Origin of the sequence: Flavobacterium sp. ALD4 (assembly GCF_002836475.1) — a bacterium.
Taxonomy (GTDB): Bacteria; Bacteroidota; Bacteroidia; order Flavobacteriales; family Flavobacteriaceae; genus Flavobacterium.
In genome coordinates, this window is record NZ_PJBJ01000030.1 from 1 (window position 1) to 18771 (window position 18771).

At 36.4% G+C, this 18771-nt stretch carries 14 protein-coding genes; 7 read left to right on the forward strand and 7 right to left on the reverse strand.

Annotation, left to right across the window (positions count from 1 at the left end; all coding sequences use genetic code 11):
• Both CXF59_RS08695 and CXF59_RS08705 read right to left on the reverse strand, forming a co-directional pair.
• The coding region (locus tag CXF59_RS08695; RefSeq protein WP_157824552.1) for a hypothetical protein at positions 1-1929 on the reverse strand (1929 nt) is incomplete at its 3' end.
• A 901-nt stretch (positions 1930-2830) separates the two neighbouring features.
• Positions 2831-6283: a methylmalonyl-CoA mutase family protein gene (locus tag CXF59_RS08705; protein WP_101137435.1), complete on the reverse strand. Its 3453-nt coding sequence runs from the start codon at positions 6281-6283 to the stop codon at positions 2831-2833.
• Positions 6284-6573: 290 nt separating this feature from the next.
• Between CXF59_RS08705 and CXF59_RS08710 the strand changes: the two genes are divergently transcribed.
• Entirely contained in the window at positions 6574-7284 is a 711-nt protein-coding gene (locus tag CXF59_RS08710; protein ID WP_101137436.1) for a DUF4197 domain-containing protein, read from the forward strand.
• 230 nt (positions 7285-7514) lie between these two features.
• Positions 7515-8369 carry a formyltetrahydrofolate deformylase gene (purU, locus tag CXF59_RS08715; protein WP_101138493.1) on the forward strand — a complete coding sequence of 285 codons (855 nt, stop codon included), beginning with the start codon at positions 7515-7517 and terminating at the stop codon, positions 8367-8369.
• Between the two features lie 11 nt (positions 8370-8380).
• Here purU and CXF59_RS08720 read toward each other — a convergent pair whose 3' ends face one another.
• From CXF59_RS08720 to CXF59_RS08730, 4 genes are all read right to left on the reverse strand, one after another.
• Positions 8381-9037, reverse strand: a complete 657-nt coding sequence (locus CXF59_RS08720) for a VOC family protein (protein WP_101137437.1) — start codon at positions 9035-9037, stop codon at positions 8381-8383.
• Between the two features lie 20 nt (positions 9038-9057).
• Positions 9058-9291, reverse strand: coding sequence for a catalase-related domain-containing protein (locus tag CXF59_RS14960; RefSeq protein ID WP_157824553.1), 234 nt, complete (start codon positions 9289-9291; stop codon positions 9058-9060).
• A gap of 191 nt (positions 9292-9482) precedes the next feature.
• On the reverse strand, positions 9483-9599 hold the full coding sequence (locus CXF59_RS15750) for a catalase (RefSeq protein WP_198554664.1): 117 nt from the start codon (positions 9597-9599) through the stop codon (positions 9483-9485).
• 410 nt (positions 9600-10009) lie between these two features.
• Complete coding sequence (locus tag CXF59_RS08730; RefSeq protein ID WP_101138494.1) at positions 10010-10792, reverse strand: alpha/beta fold hydrolase; 783 nt, start codon at positions 10790-10792, stop codon at positions 10010-10012.
• A 106-nt stretch (positions 10793-10898) separates the two neighbouring features.
• Here CXF59_RS08730 and CXF59_RS15110 point away from each other — a divergent pair, with 106 nt between their 5' ends.
• From CXF59_RS15110 to CXF59_RS08750, 5 genes are all read left to right on the forward strand, one after another.
• On the forward strand, positions 10899-11051 hold the full coding sequence (locus CXF59_RS15110) for a hypothetical protein (RefSeq protein ID WP_198554665.1): 153 nt from the start codon (positions 10899-10901) through the stop codon (positions 11049-11051).
• 295 nt (positions 11052-11346) lie between these two features.
• Entirely contained in the window at positions 11347-12558 is a 1212-nt protein-coding gene (locus tag CXF59_RS08735; protein WP_101137438.1) for a DUF4856 domain-containing protein, read from the forward strand.
• Positions 12559-12617: 59 nt separating this feature from the next.
• Complete coding sequence (locus tag CXF59_RS08740; RefSeq protein WP_101137439.1) at positions 12618-13736, forward strand: imelysin family protein; 1119 nt, start codon at positions 12618-12620, stop codon at positions 13734-13736.
• A 2-nt stretch (positions 13737-13738) separates the two neighbouring features.
• On the forward strand, positions 13739-15106 hold the full coding sequence (locus CXF59_RS08745) for an HTTM domain-containing protein (RefSeq protein ID WP_101137440.1): 1368 nt from the start codon (positions 13739-13741) through the stop codon (positions 15104-15106).
• Positions 15045-17522: a TonB-dependent receptor gene (locus CXF59_RS08750; protein WP_232758800.1), complete on the forward strand. Its 2478-nt coding sequence runs from the start codon at positions 15045-15047 to the stop codon at positions 17520-17522. Before CXF59_RS08745 ends, CXF59_RS08750 begins: the two co-directional genes overlap by 62 nt.
• A gap of 309 nt (positions 17523-17831) precedes the next feature.
• On the opposite strand, the gene CXF59_RS08755 is transcribed toward CXF59_RS08750, so the two are convergent.
• Positions 17832-18644 carry an ABC transporter substrate-binding protein gene (locus CXF59_RS08755; protein ID WP_101137442.1) on the reverse strand — a complete coding sequence of 271 codons (813 nt, stop codon included), beginning with the start codon at positions 18642-18644 and terminating at the stop codon, positions 17832-17834.
• Between the last annotated feature and the right edge of the window lie 127 nt (positions 18645-18771).

Here is an 18771-nt window from a genome sequence, read left to right on the forward strand (position 1 = left end):
TTCAACAAATGCACCAGCATCTTTTTTAAGATAAAAAGTCGGTGTACCTGTTCCGCTGAAACTGTCTACTGTCAAGGTTCCATCTGCTTCACCATTACAGGAAACATTCGTGTGTGAAGCGGCTAAAGTAACCGTATTCACTGTAATATCAAATGATACTACTGCAGCGCATAATGACCCCGGAAGAACGCTACGAACATATATCGTATCGTCGCCTGATGGGTAAGCATCTGGAGATAATAAAGCATTTAATCCTTTCTCAGCATCATCTTGGGAAAGATGAAAAGAAATGTTACCTCCTCCATTGTTAGTAACACCATTATTAAGATCAAAAGTAGCTGTACCAGACCCAGCGTCACAAGCTGTAAGATTTTTTACCGCTGGTTCTGGTGGTGGGATAACAAACCCAAACTGGTACGGTCCCGAAAAATCTTTCAACTCACTCGTTACAGATCCACCAGAACTACGAGTCTTAACCAATAAACTACCCAGTACATTGGCACATGGATTTTCACTTCCTCGTCTGTCTAAACCATAAGTGGTAAGATTAATGCCAATTTCGACATGTTGCAAGGTCAGATACTCGCTAGAGAAATCGGCTTTCGGCCCTTCCAGGGTTCCCCATGGAGTGCCTAAGGTACTTCCTTCTACATTTACCCTACCAAAAATACTTTCGTCTCCAGCAACGCCAGGATCCTTCTCTGCAATCTGTACATAGCCAAAATTCCCGCTATCAGTCCCTTTCACAAAAGTTCCAGCCACAACATTAAAAGGTCTATCAGGAGCGTTATTATCGAAACTATTAAAAACGGATTCTTCCATCCATACCCTGATCTCTACACCAGGTGATCTCCCTCCGCCTGAATAATCAATCGAAACGAGAATACATCCTGGATCTAAAACGGAACCTACAAATTCTCCCTGAGGTCCTACTTCAGTGCGAAAAGTAAATGCGTTTCGCCCACCTTGCTCGACAGGGCCGGTATTCACAATTTTATTATTTTCGATAGTTGCCAAGGTTCTGAAGAATTCAAAATCAATATGCTTGCTTCCTGAAGTGGATCGCAGCGTGGCCGCCGCAAAAGCCCAAAGTTCTTCAAAGGGCCTGTCGTCTAATTCAGGGTTTTCGGGAGCTTGCGGCTCTGTCCCTCTCAAATGCGCCATCACATCAATGATATCGTCTTTTTGGGGACCACCTGCTCCAACTCCAAGGGTCCACGAGGAAGGATTATCAGCATTCTTATCCGCTCCTGAGGTAAACCAGGTTTTATCAGCGGCATCGCCTGTAATCCCAACCACATTATAGTCCCTGCCATAAACGGCATCTAACCATAAATAGTTTACGCCATTAGTCTCCACGACTGGAAAACCGGCAATAACATCCTTAACATCTGGATTACTTCCAGAATCCGCAGCAGTTAACGACTGCCTTTTTTCAAAGGAATAGTTGTTGTTATCCATTATGTTTTGCATAATATTTCCCAGATCATATGGAACTGTTCCAGCTGGGTCAGAGGCCAATATCCCAAGGTTACTTTGATCTATCACTCCTTTTCCGGAACCAGGCCAAAAAACAGGTAGCCCAGATTTTTTCTCAAACCAGTCATCCGTATTCAAAAAATCAGTCCCAGGACCTGGTGGTGGTGGTGGTGTATAATTAGGTGATATAATGGAGAATCCTATAAAGTTGGCATAGGCATCCGCCTCCACACCAAAATTAGCCTTTACGGCACCCTCCCCGACAAGCTGCCCGTAAGTATTAGTCGTAAAAACAATACCTAAAAGCAGCAGCGTTGCATAGAAAACGAGTCTCTTAGTAAACCTACTCGTCTCAAAAAAACCTGAAAAACCTGCTTTAAAACGGCAGGAAAAAGTTTGACAATACTGTTGCCAGACTTTTAGCTTTGATAAAATTGTAATCTTTTTCATAATAATAGTATTTTTACTTCATAAAACATGTTATACAGGTTGTTTATAGACTCAGGGAAGAAACTATTAAAAAAAAACACCTTCATAAAAAATATGAAGTGGACCGTCAGTTGAAGGAAATTTTGCCGCTAACAAAACTCTTCTATTGAACTTCTAAAAGCTCAATAATTAAAATTAAAGTAGGAGAATTGATAAAGAAAAGCTTGGGGCAGCCTCAAAAAAATAACATCCTTCAAAATTGATAATGAAGTCAAGAATCATAAAAGGAAAATTGTCAAATTAAAAAAATCCCTTTTTAGCACTAAGAGCTTTATTAATAAAATAAAGTGCTTCTTACTGTTAAATAAAGTTAGCTATTAATCAAAAAAAAGAAGAAAATCAGACCCTCTAATAGACAAGGTTCTTTAATAGCCGATAAAAAACAGGGTCGATAAAGAAACCGATTACAAAAAAAATACATTAACACCTTTAAACTTGTTAAAGTGCTGACAAATAGATTATTAGCTTTTATATTACAAATTAAATGTTAACCCTCAGCATAGTTTTACTATTCATTTAAGAATACTTCTTATCAAGGTATTGGTCTTATATTTTCTTTTTAACCGGTATCGTGCTTTAAAATAGTGGATGTATGCTACCTTAATAGTAGCGCATAGTATAAATGAAAAAACCTCCCGCAAATGGGAGGTTTTTTGCTAAGAGATCCCGATTGTTTCGCGTAGCATAAATGAAAAAACCTCCCATAAAATGGAAGGCTTTTTGATAAGAGATCTCGGTTGTTTCGCATAGCATAAATGAAAAAACCTCCCATAAATGGAAGGCTCTTTGATAAGAAATCCAGACAGACATCGGGATAAGAGATTCACACACTTTTTTGCCAGGCAAAAAAGTGGTTCTCTTATTACATATTTCTTCGATATTGACCACCCACTTCAAATAATGCAGCAGTGATTTGTCCCAAAGAACAAACCTTAGTTGCTTCCATTAAGTGATCGAATAAGTTTTCGTTATTAATAGCTGCTTCTTGAATAGCACTCAACATTTCGTCGACTTGGTCATGATTTGCTTTGTGCAAGTTATCCAACATCGTGATTTGGTATAATTTCTCTTTTTCAGTAGCTCGAATCACCTCAGCCGGAATAACCGTCGGGGATCCTTTCGAACTCAAGAACGTATTCACTCCGATGATTGGGAATTCCCCTGTGTGTTTCAACGTTTCATAATACAGGCTTTCTTCTTGAATTTTAGAACGTTGGTACATGGTTTCCATAGCACCCAGAACGCCACCACGTTCAGTTATTCTGTCAAATTCCAATAATACGGCTGCTTCAACCAAATCAGTTAATTCTTCGATGATAAAAGCTCCTTGAATTGGATTTTCATTTTTAGCCAGACCTAATTCTTTATTGATAATCAACTGAATCGCCATCGCACGACGCACGGACTCCTCTGTAGGCGTTGTAATCGCTTCATCATAGGCATTTGTATGCAATGAATTACAGTTGTCATAAATCGCGTACAAGGCTTGTAAAGTCGTACGGATATCATTGAAGTCAATTTCTTGTGCGTGCAAAGAACGACCTGATGTTTGAATATGGTATTTCAACATTTGAGCACGTTCATTAGCCCCATATTTGTTTTTCATGGCTTTCGCCCAAATTTTACGTGCTACACGACCAATAACTGCATATTCAGGATCTACTCCATTCGAGAAAAAGAAAGATAAGTTAGGTCCAAAATCATTGATGCTCATTCCGCGACTCAAATAGTACTCTACATAAGTGAATCCGTTTGAAAGTGTGAACGCCAGTTGTGTAATTGGATTTGCACCTGCCTCAGCTATGTGATACCCTGATATAGAAACCGAATAAAAGTTCCTTACGTTATTAGTAATGAAATATTCCTGCACATCACCCATTAAACGCAAGGCAAATTCAGTAGAGAAAATACAAGTGTTTTGTGCCTGATCTTCTTTTAAAATATCTGCTTGAACCGTTCCACGAACTTGTGACAAGGTTCGCGCTTTAATTTCATTATAAACGTCTAAAGGTAAGACCTGATCTCCGGTCACACCTAAAAGCTTCAATCCTAATCCATTATTTCCGACTGGTAAATCGCCTTGATACTGAGGGCGCTCTACTCCTTTTGCTTTATAAATCGCATTGATTTTTACATCAACTTCCTTTTCTAAACCGTTCTCCTTAATATAATATTCACATTGTTGATCAATGGCAGCATTCATAAAAAAGCCTAATAGCATAGGTGCCGGTCCGTTGATGGTCATACTCACTGATGTCAAGGCATGAACCAAATCAAAACCAGAATACAATTTTTTAGCGTCATCCAAACAACAAATAGAAACTCCTGCATTCCCTATTTTTCCATAAATATCAGGACGTGTATGAGGATCATTTCCATATAAAGTCACACTGTCAAAAGCCGTTGACAATCGTTTTGCAGGTAATTCAGCACTTACGTAATGAAAACGTTTGTTTGTTCTTTCCGGTCCTCCCTCACCTGCAAACATACGAGAAGGATCTTCTCCCGCTCTCTTGAAAGGATATAAACCAGCAGTGAAAGGATATTCTCCAGGAACATTTTCCTGCAAGCACCAGCGTAGAATATCTCCCCAAGCTTTGTACTTTGGTAAAGCAATTTTAGGGATTTGAGAATGAGAAAGTGACTCCGTATGCGTTGGCATTTTTATTTCTCTATCACGTACTTTGAACGTATATACGGGATCTTTGTATTTATTTATTTTTTCATTCCAAGTCAATATAATTTCCCAGTTGTAGGGATCTAAGTCCATTTTTACTTTATCGAACTGATTCAATAGCAGATTTAGAAAAATTTTATTTTCAGCAGCTCCTTCTTTTTCAGATTCAATGGCAGTTGGCAATACAGAAGCATCATCTATTCCTGATTTTGTGATAACGGGAACTTTTGCTGAAACTGTTTCTATTGTTTTGAAAACACCATATAATTTTTGAGCTACTTGTTCCTGAGTCATAGCCGTTTCATCGTAATGACGATTGCTTTCGGCAATTTCAGATAAATAACGTGTTCTGTGTGGCGGAATAACGTAAATTTTCTCGCTCATTTCACGAGTGATTTCAAATGTTGATTTCAAATCAGAATTTGTTTTCTCATCCACCTTATCCATAATCGCTTTGTAAAGCGTATTCATCCCCGGATCATTGAACTGTGAAGCAATGGTCCCAAAAACGGGCATATCATCAGGATTCACATCCCATAGGTTATGGTTGCGTTGGTATTGTTTTTTCACGTCGCGAATGGCATCTAAAGCCCCGCGTTTGTCAAATTTATTTAAAGCCACTAGATCCGCAAAATCAAGCATGTCGATTTTTTCCAACTGGGTTGCGGCACCAAACTCAGGTGTCATTACATATAATGAAACATCTGAATGGTCCATTATCTCCGTATCTGATTGACCAATGCCAGAAGTTTCTAAAATGATAATATCATACTTAGCTGCTTTTATCACCTGGATCGCATCGGCTACATATTTTGATAAAGCCAAATTAGATTGACGTGTTGCCAGAGAACGCATAAAAACTCTTGGACTGTTAATCGCATTCATACGAATTCTGTCTCCTAAAAGAGCTCCTCCTGTTTTTCGTTTTGATGGATCCACAGAAATCAAACCAATTGTTTTTTCTGGAAAATCGACCAGAAAACGACGAACCAACTCATCCACTAAAGAGGATTTTCCTGAACCCCCTGTTCCTGTAATTCCAAGAACTGGTGTTTTGCAGGTTTCGTTCATTTTATGAATAGCCTCCATCGCAGGTTTCGCTATTTCGGGAAAATTCTCTGCCGCAGAAATAACTCTGGCAATAGCTGTAGGATTTTTTGAGGCTAACTGTGCTACTTCATTTGTCAGTTTATCCCCTACAGGATAATCTGAACGTTCAACCAAGTCATTTATCATTCCTTGTAATCCCATTGAACGACCATCATCTGGTGCGTAAATCCGGGTAATTCCATAAGCTTGCAATTCTTCAATTTCATAAGGCAAGATCACTCCTCCTCCACCTCCAAATATCTTAATGTGGCCTGCTCCTTTTTCTACAAGCAAGTCATACATGTATTTAAAATACTCCATATGACCTCCTTGATAGGACGTCAAAGCAATCGCATTTGCATCTTCTTGAATAGCGGTATTCACTACTTCGTCGACACTGCGATCATGACCAAGATGGATTACCTCAACACCTGTAGATTGGATAATTCGCCTCATGATATTTATGGCTGCATCGTGACCGTCAAAAAGAGCGGCTGCAGTAACAATTCTTACTTTATTCTTAGGAATATAGGGTGTTTGTGGATTCATTTTGAGAATATGATAATTATACTGCCGCAATTTACAAATTTTTTTAATGATTGCCCGATGTTCCTTGCAGATGTTGATAAAAAAGCAATAATCTTCTCCTCTAGCCCCGATGGAAGCGACATCCTTCGCTTTTTTGGCGAAGATATAGCGCACAGCGGGACTACTGCCTCTTAAATAAAAAATGAAGTTTATGCTACAAAAACAATTAGTGGCTTTATATTTGAATAAGTAGTATTTTTGAATCAAGCCGAATGGCAACGCAGCTGAAGTAAACCAATATAACGACGAACATGAAAAAATTTTTGATTTTAACAATGGCTTTTTCTCTTTTTGGTTGCGCTGAGATGCAACAGGTAATGAATCAGTTCCCACAAACGGACGGTACCGGACTTCTTAATATTTCCGGAGGGTTAAAAGAAGCCTTGAACAACGGTATTTCTAAACAGGTAACAAAGCTTACTGCTACAGATGGTTTTTACAAGAATGAAGCGGTAAAGATTCTTTTGCCGGAAGAATTAAGGAAAGTAGATGCCGGACTAAGAAGCATTGGTCTTAGCTCTCTAGCTGATGAAGGTCTTAGAGTGCTAAATCGTGCGGCAGAAGAAGCAGTGAAGGAAGCGACTCCTATATTTGTGGATGCGGTGACTAACATGTCATTTGCAGATGCCAGAGGAATCTTGATGGGGAACGAAAGTGCAGCAACAAGCTATTTACAAAACAGTACTTCTACCGCTTTATACGGGAAGTTTAATCCTGTAATAAAAAATTCATTCACTAAAGTGGGTGCTGATAAAGTGTGGACGAACATCATCACTAAATACAATAGCATTCCGCTGGTAAACAAGGTAAACCCTGATTTAACAGACTATGTAACGAACCAAGCACTGAATGGGGTTTTTAAAATGGTGGCTGTCGAAGAAAAGAATATCAGAACAAATCTTAGTTCCAGAACCTCTGTTTTATTACAAAGAGTTTTTGCTTTGCAGGACAAGAAGATGTAATTCTTTTTTCTTGCATCCATGCTATTTAAAAATTACACAAAAAAATAGCGGTAAACAGAGATATAAAACATCCTTTACCGGTCTGCTTTAGCTAAAATGGTTTAGTTTTGGTTTTGCTTTCATCCATTGTATGAAATAGGAAAATTAAAACTAAACTTTTTTTGTTATCCAAAAAAAGAATTGAAAATTACAATATCCGACCATTTAAAACACCAAAAGAACCAACTATAATGCAAAAAATCACCCTACTTATTCATTGCGAAGACCAAAAAGGAATTATAGCTACCGTGACGAATTTTATAGTAAAAGTAGAAGGGAATATCACCTATTTAGATCAGCATGTTGATTTGGAACGAAATGTATTCTTTATGCGACTGGAAAGTGAACTCACTAATCCATCTATTACCCTAGCATCCATAAGAGCTGATTTTCAGCAAACCATCGCCACTGATTTTAACATGTCTTGGGATCTCTATAACAAGGAGGTAGTACCTAAAATGGCATTGTTTGTATCCAAATACAATCATTGTTTGTATGATATTTTAGGGCGTTACAGTGCCGGAGAATTAAATGTGGAAATACCTTTGATTATCTCCAATCACATCGATCTAAAACTCATCGCTGATCAATTCAATATTCCGTTTTTTCATGTTCCTTTCACTAAGGACAACAAAGCCGAAGGAGAAAAGCAACAAATTGAATTACTCCAGAAATACGAAATCAATTTTATTGTTTTAGCCCGTTACATGCAGATCATAACACCGGATTTGATTTCGCTGTACGAAAATAAAATCATCAATATTCACCATTCCTTTTTACCTGCTTTTCCGGGGGCTAAACCCTATCATTCCGCTTTTAAAAGAGGGGTGAAAATCATTGGTGCCACCAGTCATTACGTTACTGCAGAACTAGATGAAGGCCCAATTATCGAGCAAGACATCACCAGAGTTTCCCATATCAATTCTGTGGATGATTTCATCATGAAAGGAAAAGATTTAGAGCGCATTGTTTTGGCAAGAGCCATAAAACTGCATGCAGAAAGAAAAGTGATGGTCTATTCCAATAAAACGGTGGTGTTCTATTAAAACACCACCTCTTAATTATTAGTCTCCCATACATATATTTTGTCCTTGTTGCTAAAAGTTATCTTTTTCCAGAAAGGCATCGCTTTTACAGTTGTGGGATACCAATCCCTCCCCTCGTCAGATAGAGTAAAAAGTCCCGTCTCTGTTCCTAAAACAATGAATTTATCCAGTTTGGGCTGCATTGGAAATACTGAAACTCCAAACCTATCGTAAATTTCATCACTGAGTAGAGCTATATTTTGAGAAACTAAACCAATTTCACTGACAGAAACAATCGAGTTACCATCAAATTTTTTGTCCGATTTAGTATCAAGATTATATCGGGTGATAAATTCTAGTACATTTCCGTTTTTATCATAAAAATATAAAGACTTCGCATTCCAGTTGTAAAAATCCGCTATTTTTTCAGGCGGAATAACTTCTAAAATAACCGTTTTTCTTTCCATCCAAGCATAGGCTTCAAACAGCGTATTTTTAGGAATATCAAAAGCAAAGTGGTAGACGGGAGCTTCCTCTTTAGACCGTCTAAATATCAATTTTGTTGCACCTGCAGCAAATGCAATACTGGATTCGGATTGTGAAATAATTGGCAGACCGATGACCTCGCCATAAAAAACGGCTGTCTTCTCCATATCATTTGTCAATAATTCGAGCTCCTGTATATTCATAGTATATCATTTAAAAAACACTATCGTTGATCGAGGTCTACTTCAAAGTCTAATCCGGCAGAGGCACCCGATCCTAAACGGCCATCTACTCTGTACCAATGGGAAAGCTGTTTATTAATTATTTTGTCCTTTTTAGGGCCTTCAATACCAGACATGGCTCCAACAATATTATTTATGGTGTTTTGTTTTGCTTCTGCGGTCCTGATTTCAAATAAATTTCCAGGCTGGGAATAATAGTCATTCTCCCTTCGCAATTTCTGTCATACCAACCTGCAAAATGACTATTTAATAGTACTGACAGCTCTTTGTGTTTTTGGTCAATTTCCATCTCGTCAAAACTGTTGCAATAGTAATTTGGATATTCACTGCCATTTCCATCTACATGCATCTGCCCATCCCATTGGTAAATATTAACTACAAAAGGATAGCGATTTACCGGAATTTACTACTGATTTGTTCCTAGTCGATAGCGTTGCGCATCCAGATAGCACAACAAACGACCTTGCAACACCAGATCAGGAGCATAACGGCCCGCGTAAACCAGCAGACTAAAACTTTTCATTTTCCGCAAAGGATATTTCTAATGCCGTTGTCAACTTTTTATATAATATCATAATTAAAGTATTTATAATTTCTATTTAAAAAATATGTTTATACACGGTAATGAAACTGATGGTTTTTATGTTTTAAAAACAAATAACCATCAATTAAACTTAATTGAAAATTGAAATAAAATAATTTAGAAGAGGGGGCATGTTATAACGCTAAAAATCGCTACAGCTGAGAGCAACAGGAATTAGGCTACAACATAATAAAGTTAAAAAACTTAACTTATATGCAACAAACTAATAACAAAACCTTAACAACAAATGCCTGAGATATGTATCATCTTTGCTGAGTAATAAACTGGTTATTTATTATTTGGTTTTGGTTAGTTAAAGAACTGCCGGTATTTTAGGATACCGGCAGTTCTTATTTAGTTTCATACATAAAAGAAAGAACCGCATCGTTAAAAACATTGGGTTGTTCCACATTTACCACGTGACCACAGTTTGCAACAACAAACAGTTTTGATGACTTATAATGACTGTCGACCACTTTTCTCACTGATGGTAAAAACATATAATCTTCTTCACCCATAACATAAAGCGTAGGAATATTTAACTCGCTCTGGCGAAACCACTTAAGAATAGGATTAATTTCAGCTGTCAGTTTGAACCATTTTAAAAATTCTTTGTGATACAATTTTTTCGCCTCATTTATAAAAAGAATACGAGATTGCTTGTGGTTTTTTTTGGGCATGATCACAAAGGCGAAAAATCGGTATAAAACCAAATATGGCAAAACATACTTGAACGTATTACCCAAACGCATTAATATCTGGGAACGAAAATTCATTTTTAAGATTGCACCACCAAGTATCATGCTTTCCGCCCTATGCGGATACATTTCAGCTAGTTGTCTGATAAGAATCGTACCCAGCGAAATGCCTACAAAATGTGATTTTTCAATTTTAAGAAAATCTAATACCTCCAGAATATCATTGGCAAGAGCCGAAAAAGTATATTTTTGTTTGAAGGCCGTTTTTAGCGACTTAGAATTCCCATGACCGCGCAAATCCAATAACAGCACATTATACCGTTTTTGAAAATCCCTGACTTGTTTGAACCATATCGATGAGCTTCCCCCTGCACCATGAACAAACGTTACCCATTTGGTACTGTTCTGATTTTCGTAAATGGTATAATTAAGCACGTCTTTTTTTTGTAAAAATAGCACTTTAATTTGAAATCCCAATCTTAACAATTTTTATTGCTCATTTTATCAGAGTATCGCGTAAATTTGCCGAAAAAATACCACCATGATCGGATTACTGAAAGAGAAAAGTGAAATTGAAAAACTCCAAAAAGAATACAAAATACTTTCTGAATCAAATTTCAACACTGAAGAAACATCTCCCTCTACAACAACCGTTTACAAAGAAGAGCTCGCCCTTGAAGAATGCGAATCATAATTCGATTAGTTTTACTTTACCGTTTAAAAAACCCTCCTAATTAGCAACTGACATAAAAACTTTAAAACAGATAATTTGTTAAGTAAGATAGTAACTTATTTATATTCAATTAGTTATTTCTTTTTTGAATTGCTTAAAAATTGCTACAGTTCCCTGTCCTGCAAACTAGGCAACACGGTCCTTTTAACCTATAATAATATTATTTAGAAATATTCTAAACAAAATTTTGAAATTACAAAACTGTAGTATATATTTGCGCAAAATTATTCTTATTCAATCTAAATAAACAATTATTATGATACTAAAAAAGGTGCTACTCTCCACGTTATTAGTAACAGGCTTAACAATCACTTCCTGTTCAAATGATGATATGCCCGTTCAAGACCAAACTACTAATTATACTGTTCCAGCCACTTATACTTTTGAAAGAAGCAGCAACACTACAGTGGACTTTTCAGGACAAAGCAGTCGTTTACTAATGCTTGAAGAAATAGGAACTATAATCAAAACTGCTGCTACTAATGGAACCCAAGCTAGTCAATCAGTTTTGACCCAAATGTACTCTAACACCAACAACGCTTTTTCGAATACCGCTTTAAACACGACAGGTAAACAATTAAAAGATAAGACTGCCGCTTCTAAAGACTACTTTCAATTATTCCTTGGTGGCGGTACAACTCTTGAAAAAGTGAGTGTTCAATCGTTCTTTGAAACTCAATTAACTTTAGCAAATAAAGCCAGTCTGGGCGCAACGGCATCAGCAGGTATGACAGGTTCTTATCTTGATGGTACCAGCAAAAGATTATTTGCTGCCAATGGGTTAGAACCACAACAAGTCTTCTTAAAAGGGATGATGGGTGCCTCTTTTATGGATCAAATTGTCAATAACTATTTAAGCAAGAACAAATTAGACGAAGGAACAAATAGAATAAACAACACTAATAAGGTTCTGGAAGATAGTAAAACCTATACTACAATGGAACATACTTGGGATGAAGCATATGGTTACATATATGGTGCGGATGGTACAAAATTCTGGAGTGATTATATTGACGAAGTAAATGCAGATGTTGATTTCAAAACCTTAAAAGCAGTTATCAACTTAGCTTTTCGTACCGGTAGAGCAGCAATTGTAGCCAATGATTATGCTACTCGTGATACACAAATTGACATTATTAAAGCCAAAATAGCATTAGTACCAGCAGTTAGAGCCGTTTTTTATCTTCAAGAAGGAAAATCAAAATTAACTACAGATAAAGGTGCTAAAGCTTTTCATGCCCTTTCAGAAGCATACGGTTTCATAATTTCATTACGATACACTAACAAACCAGGTACAAACAACCCTTATTTTACGAAAGCAGAAGTTGATGCTATGTTAGCCAATATGGTCAGTGGGACAAATGGACTATGGGACATTGACACCCTTGGAGCAAAATTAGACACTATATCAGTTCAAATCGCTACTAAATTTGGCTTTACAGTGACACAAGCCGCAACGGTAAATTAATTTAGAATTAATCCAAATAAGTACAATTCATTTTGTATTTTTGCAAAAAATTTTTTAAAATGAAGAAACTATTCATCTTTTTTAGTGCTTTACTTACTGTCGTAGCTTGTTCTTCAAGTGATAGTAGCGAAGCTGGCATAGACGGTAATAATTACAACAGAACCTTACTTTTGACAAACTGGGCAGACAACATTATTATCCCTAGTTATGTTAATTACAAAGTTAAAGTAGAGGTATTAGCTACGAACATCAATACGTTCAATAGTGCTCCTACTGAAATTAACCTTCAAGCGCTAAGAGCCTCATGGATTGAAGCCTATAAAGCGTATCAATATGTTGCCATTTACAATTTTGGTAAATCAGAGGAGCTTTACTTAAAAGAGACTGCTAACACCTACCCTACTAATGCATCTGGCATAGAGGCTAATGTTACTACAGGTGGATATAATCTGGCCTTATTATCACAGTTTGACAAGCAAGGTTTCCCTGCTTTGGATTATTTGATCAATGGATTAAATACTACTGACGCGTTAATCGTCACTCGCTATACTACTAATGTAAATGCTGCAAAATATAAAAAGTACTTAACAGATGTTGTTATGCGCTTAAAATCAAGTGCAGACATTGTAGTTGCGGACTGGAATTCAGGCTATAGAAATAGTTATATTGCTAATAGTGGTACCTCTGTAGGTAGCTCAGTAAACACTACTACAAATAACTTTGTAAAGAATTTAGAGAAAAATGTTCGTTCAGGAAAACTTGGAATTCCTGCAGGACTTTTCTCAGGTGGCGTAAAATATCCTGAGAAAGTAGAAGCTTTTTATAAAAATGATCTTTCAAAAGAGTTATTAAACACTGCCGTAAAAGCTTCTCAAGATTTCTTCAACGGAAAACATTTTAATAGTACAGCAACTGGCGAAGGTTTAGGTTCTTATCTTGATTACCTTAAAACAATCCGTAACGGAGAGCAACTCAGTAGCATCATAAACAAACAATATGCAACTATTTTTACTGCGAATGCCACTCTAAACAATAATTTTTCAAACCAAGTTAATACTGATAATGCTAAAATGATCTTAGCTTACGATGCGTTACAGCAAAATGTAATCTACACTAAACTAGACATGATGCAAGCTTTGAACATTACTATTGACTACATTGATAGCGATGGTGATTGATTATGAATAAGCAAATCCAAAAATATCTGAATACCTATTCACATGCCTCGACGCTAGCTTTTTTCAGGCTAGCGTTTGGCTTAATGATGTTGTTTAGTTTAATTCGTTTTGCCAGTTACGGATGGATTAAGAAGTTTTATATTGATCCGCAATTTCATTTTACTTATTATGGATTTCAATGGGTAAAACCCATAGGAAACTATACCTATTTACTTTTTATCATTGCCGGACTTGCTGCTTTTTTTATCGCAATAGGGTACAAATACAAATGGGCGGCTTTTGCCTTTTTCTTGAGTTTTACCTACATAGAACTTATGGACAAAACCACCTATCTGAATCATTATTATTTCATCACTATAATCAGTTTTGTATTGGTGTTTTTACCAGCAAACTGTTATTTTTCGGTCGACGCATATACCAAGGAAAAAATACGATTCCAGAAAATACCACGATGGAATATTGATATTCTAAAATTACTACTGGCTATTGTCTATTTCTATGCTGGTTTAGCAAAACTGAACTCGGACTGGCTATTGGAAGCGATGCCTCTTAAAGTTTGGTTACCCAACAATTCTAATCTGCCATTAATAGGCACATTATTAAATGAAAACTGGGTACATTATGTTTTTAGCTGGACTGGAGCCATCTACGATCTTGGCATTGTTTTTTTATTACTTTACAAAAGAACCCGCCTATTCGGTTTTATCTTAGTTGTTGTATTTCATATTTTAACTAAAATATTATTCCCAATTGGAGTGTTCCCTTATATAATGATTATCAGCTCCTTAATTTTCTTTGATGCCAGTTTCCATAAAAGCGCCTTATCTCTTTTAGGAAAATGTTGTTCTATTCCCTTATTATTATTCGAAAACGGAAAAGAAAAAGTACAACACTATAACTCGGTATATAAAACCAAAATACTATTTATAAGCTGCTTTATTGCGTTTCAGCTATTGTTTCCATTTCGCTATTTATGCTACCCAAATGAGTTGTTTTGGACCGAAGAAGGTTTCCGATTCTCTTGGCGCGTTATGTTGATGGAAAAAGCGGGATATGCAACATTTAAAGTTAAAGATGCTCTTACTAAGAAAGAAATCACCATCAACAACAGTCACTTTTTGACTACATTTCAAGAAAAACAAATGGCGTTCCAGCCTGATTTCATTTTGGAATATGCCCATTATTTACATGAACATTACAAAAAACAAGGATTTACTAATCCAGAAGTTTACGTAGAAAGCTACGTAGCGCTGAACGGAAGATTAAGCCAAAAATACATAGACCCAAAAACGAACCTAATAAACGAAAATGAAAATTTCAAACACAAAACTTGGATACTGCCTTTCAACGACACAATTAAGGGGTTTTAGTGTCTTCTTTCTCTTATTGTTTTCTTTAGGTAGTATAGCCCAAAATAAAATTGCAGGTGTGATTACCGATGGAGACGGACAAAAATTAACGACTGTAGAAGTCTACAATAAGACAACCAACATCAAAGTATTTACCGATGCTGCTGGCGCTTTTGAATTTGATTTAAAAAAATCAGGAAGCTTCGATTTTGTTTTCTTCAAAGAAGGCTACTCCATTGTAGAACAAAACAACATTACAACCGGCAGCACCCTAACGATTGCGCTGAAGAAAATCATAAACCTATCTGAAGTAATCATTAGGAAGCAAAATGCTAAAATATTTGCGCTCCATAAACTGAAAGATATTGAAGGAACTGCAATCTACGCTGGTAAAAAGACCGAAGTCGTATCTGTAAATAAATTGACAGCTAATAAAGCAACCAATAATGCCCGACAAATATTTGCTCAAGTAGTTGGGCTGACAATTAACGAAAGTTCCGATGGGGGATTGCAACTCAGCATAGGCGGCCGCGGCTTAGACCCTAACAGAACTTCAAATTTTAATACTCGTCAAAACGGTTACGATATTAGCGCCGATGTTTTAGGGTATCCTGAAAGTTATTATGCCACTCCTACCGAAGCTTTAGAAGAAATACAAGTAATTCGTGGAGCCGCCTCTTTGCAATACGGTACACAATTTGGAGGATTAGTGAACTTTAAGATAAAATCACCGACTAAAAAACCTTTTGAATTTACATCTAGAAACACCATAGGTTCTTACGGTTTGTTTACCAATTTCACATCTGTTAGTGGAACAAACAAAAAATTCAGTTACTACAGTTTTTACAATTACAAACAAGGAAATGGTTTTAGACCCAACTCCGATTTTGAAAGCAAAAATTATTTTGCCAATTTGAACTATCAATTGAATGACAAAACTTCTTTGCATTTTGATTATACTTATTTTAATTACCTAGCACAACAGGCAGGCGGATTAACGGATGTCATGTTCAACCAAAACCCGACACAGAGCAATAGATCTAGAAACTGGTTTGCAGTAGATTGGAATTTATTTGCCTTAAAATTAGAGCATAAATTCAATAACGATGCTGATTTCTCTTTACAGTTATTTGGCTTAAATGCTAATAGAAAATCGATAGGATATCGCTCAAACCGTGTTTCAAGTCCTGATACAGAGAGAACTATTAGGGATTTAATTGTAGGGGATTTTGTGAACTGGGGAGCCGAAGCCCGTTATTTAAAACGATACAACATAAATGACAACAGAAGCGCCTTTTTAATTGGAGCCAAATACTACCAATCGCAAAACACCGGACTGCAAGGGCCAGGAAGCTCGGGTAGTGATGCCAATTTTAATTTGGCTAACAACGAATTCCCTTTTTATGCCAATCAATCGGATTATACGTTCCCAAACTTAAATTTTGCTGTTTTTGGAGAGAATATTTTCAAAATCACTTCAAACTTTTCTATTACCCCCGGTTTTAGATTTGAAAAAATACGCACCCAAGCAGAAGGGTATTACCGAAAAATAAACCTGGACTTAGCCGGAAATGTAATCCTTGATGAAAACCAGCAAGAGAATAATGTCAAAGACAGGAATTTTGTATTATTAGGTGTTGGATTGAGCTACAAACCGCAGAACCAAATTGAGTTATACGGAAATGTGTCTCAAAATTACCGTTCAGTGACTTTTAATGATATCCGTACCGTTAGTCCAAGTAGCGTAATTGACCCCAACATATCCGATGAAAAAGGATTTACTTCAGACATTGGTATACGTGGACAATTGGGAGACAAAGTAACCTTTGACGCTAGTGTCTACGGTTTATATTACAATGATAAGATTGGGGAGTATGAAACCCGTAACCCAAATGGATCTGCTGCTGTAGTTCGTTACCGTTCGAATATTGGTACGGCAGTCACCTATGGTTTTGAAACCATGTTTGACTGGAGTTTAAACAGAACTTTTTTTGAACAAAAAGAAAACTTTATCTGGAATATCTTCTCTAACATTGCATTAACCGACTCACAATATTTAAAATCAGATGCTCCTAATATAGAAGGCAAAAAAGTGGAATTTGTACCTCTTTTTAACATTAAAACAGGAACGGGAATTGGCTATAAAAACTTTATGTCTAGTCTGCAACTTACATATGTCTCCTCTCAATTTACAGAAGCTAGCAACAGCAAAATAGATAACAACGACAATACCTACGGGATATTTGGAGAAATTCCTTCTTATTATGTAGCCGATTTTTCAGCCTCATACAAGTGGAAAAAATGGAAACTGGAAGCGGGTGTAACTAACTTTACCAACAATAGCTATTTCACGAGAAGAGCTACCGGATATCCAGGACCAGGAATAATCCCCTCGGACACAAGGACATTTTATACTACACTAGAGTTTGTATTTTAAAGGATCGAAGAAGTCATAAAATTCAAAACCATTTAGAAATTAAGTACTAAATCTTAATTTCTAAATGGTTTTTTTTTAATAGTAACAAAAGTATAATTTTAGCTTTTACGAAAGCAAAAAAACTACTTCCCTAACTCTTTGTCAATAATTAGTTTGATGAAAAACTTCGTCAGTTCGAGTGATGCACCGCGGCGAATTGTATCGAGAACAAAAAAGTTTTATCAAAAACGGTTCTCGATACTTTTTTTTGTGGATTCCTTTCGACAAAAAACACTCGAACTGACGTTTATAATAATTAGATTCAACATGTTAATTCCCTATATTTTTATGCAGCATCTTAAAATAATCAAACGCTTTTAAAAGTCGGCTTCCATACCAAGAGAACATTTCCCCATCTACTATAAATGTTTGTGCCTTGTTTGTATATTGCTCTATTTCATATCCATCCTCTTTCTTAAACGGAAAAGGCTCTGAGGAAAGAAAAACAATTTCAGGATCTCCTTCTGTCTTCATTTTATCTAGTTCGATCTCAGGGTAACGTCCCGGAGTTTCGGGATTATTGTCATATATATTTTTGAAGTGATTTAGCTTTAACAACTCATTGATAAAATTATCGGAGCCGGCAACCATGTAGGGATTTTTCCAAATGAAGTAAGCTACCTTTTTTAAGGGTTTGTCTTTAATAAAATTTTTAAAATCACTCAAGGCATAAGCCAATTTATCATTCCATTTCTGCGCTTCGGTTCTACAGTTAAAAAGTTGACCAAAATCAGAAATTATTTGGAAATTATCTTCGATAGTAATGATGTTGGTCACCCAAACCGGGCAAATCTCACTCAGTCTTTCAACAATTTCTTGAGTGTTTTCTTCCTTATTGCAAATGATAATATCGGGTTCGAGCAAACGGATTTTTTCGTAATGAACTTTTTTGGTACCGCCAACACGCTTTTTAGTTGATCTAAAATGGTAGGGATGCACACAAAATTTAGTTATACCAATAATTTTAGCTTCCTGACCCAAATCATACAATAATTCCGTTTGAGAAGGAACTAAAGAAATAATACGCTGAGGCGAAGTTTCAAAAGTATGAGCTGTTCCGAGCTGGTCGATTAGTGTTTTCATAATGTATAATTTAACCACAAAGATTTTTCCTTAACCCCAAGGATTCTCTTAACCACAATGTTCACAAAGGTTTCACAAGGATCGCAAAAGTTTTAACCATTTAGACGTTAAAACAAATTAAGGTTTT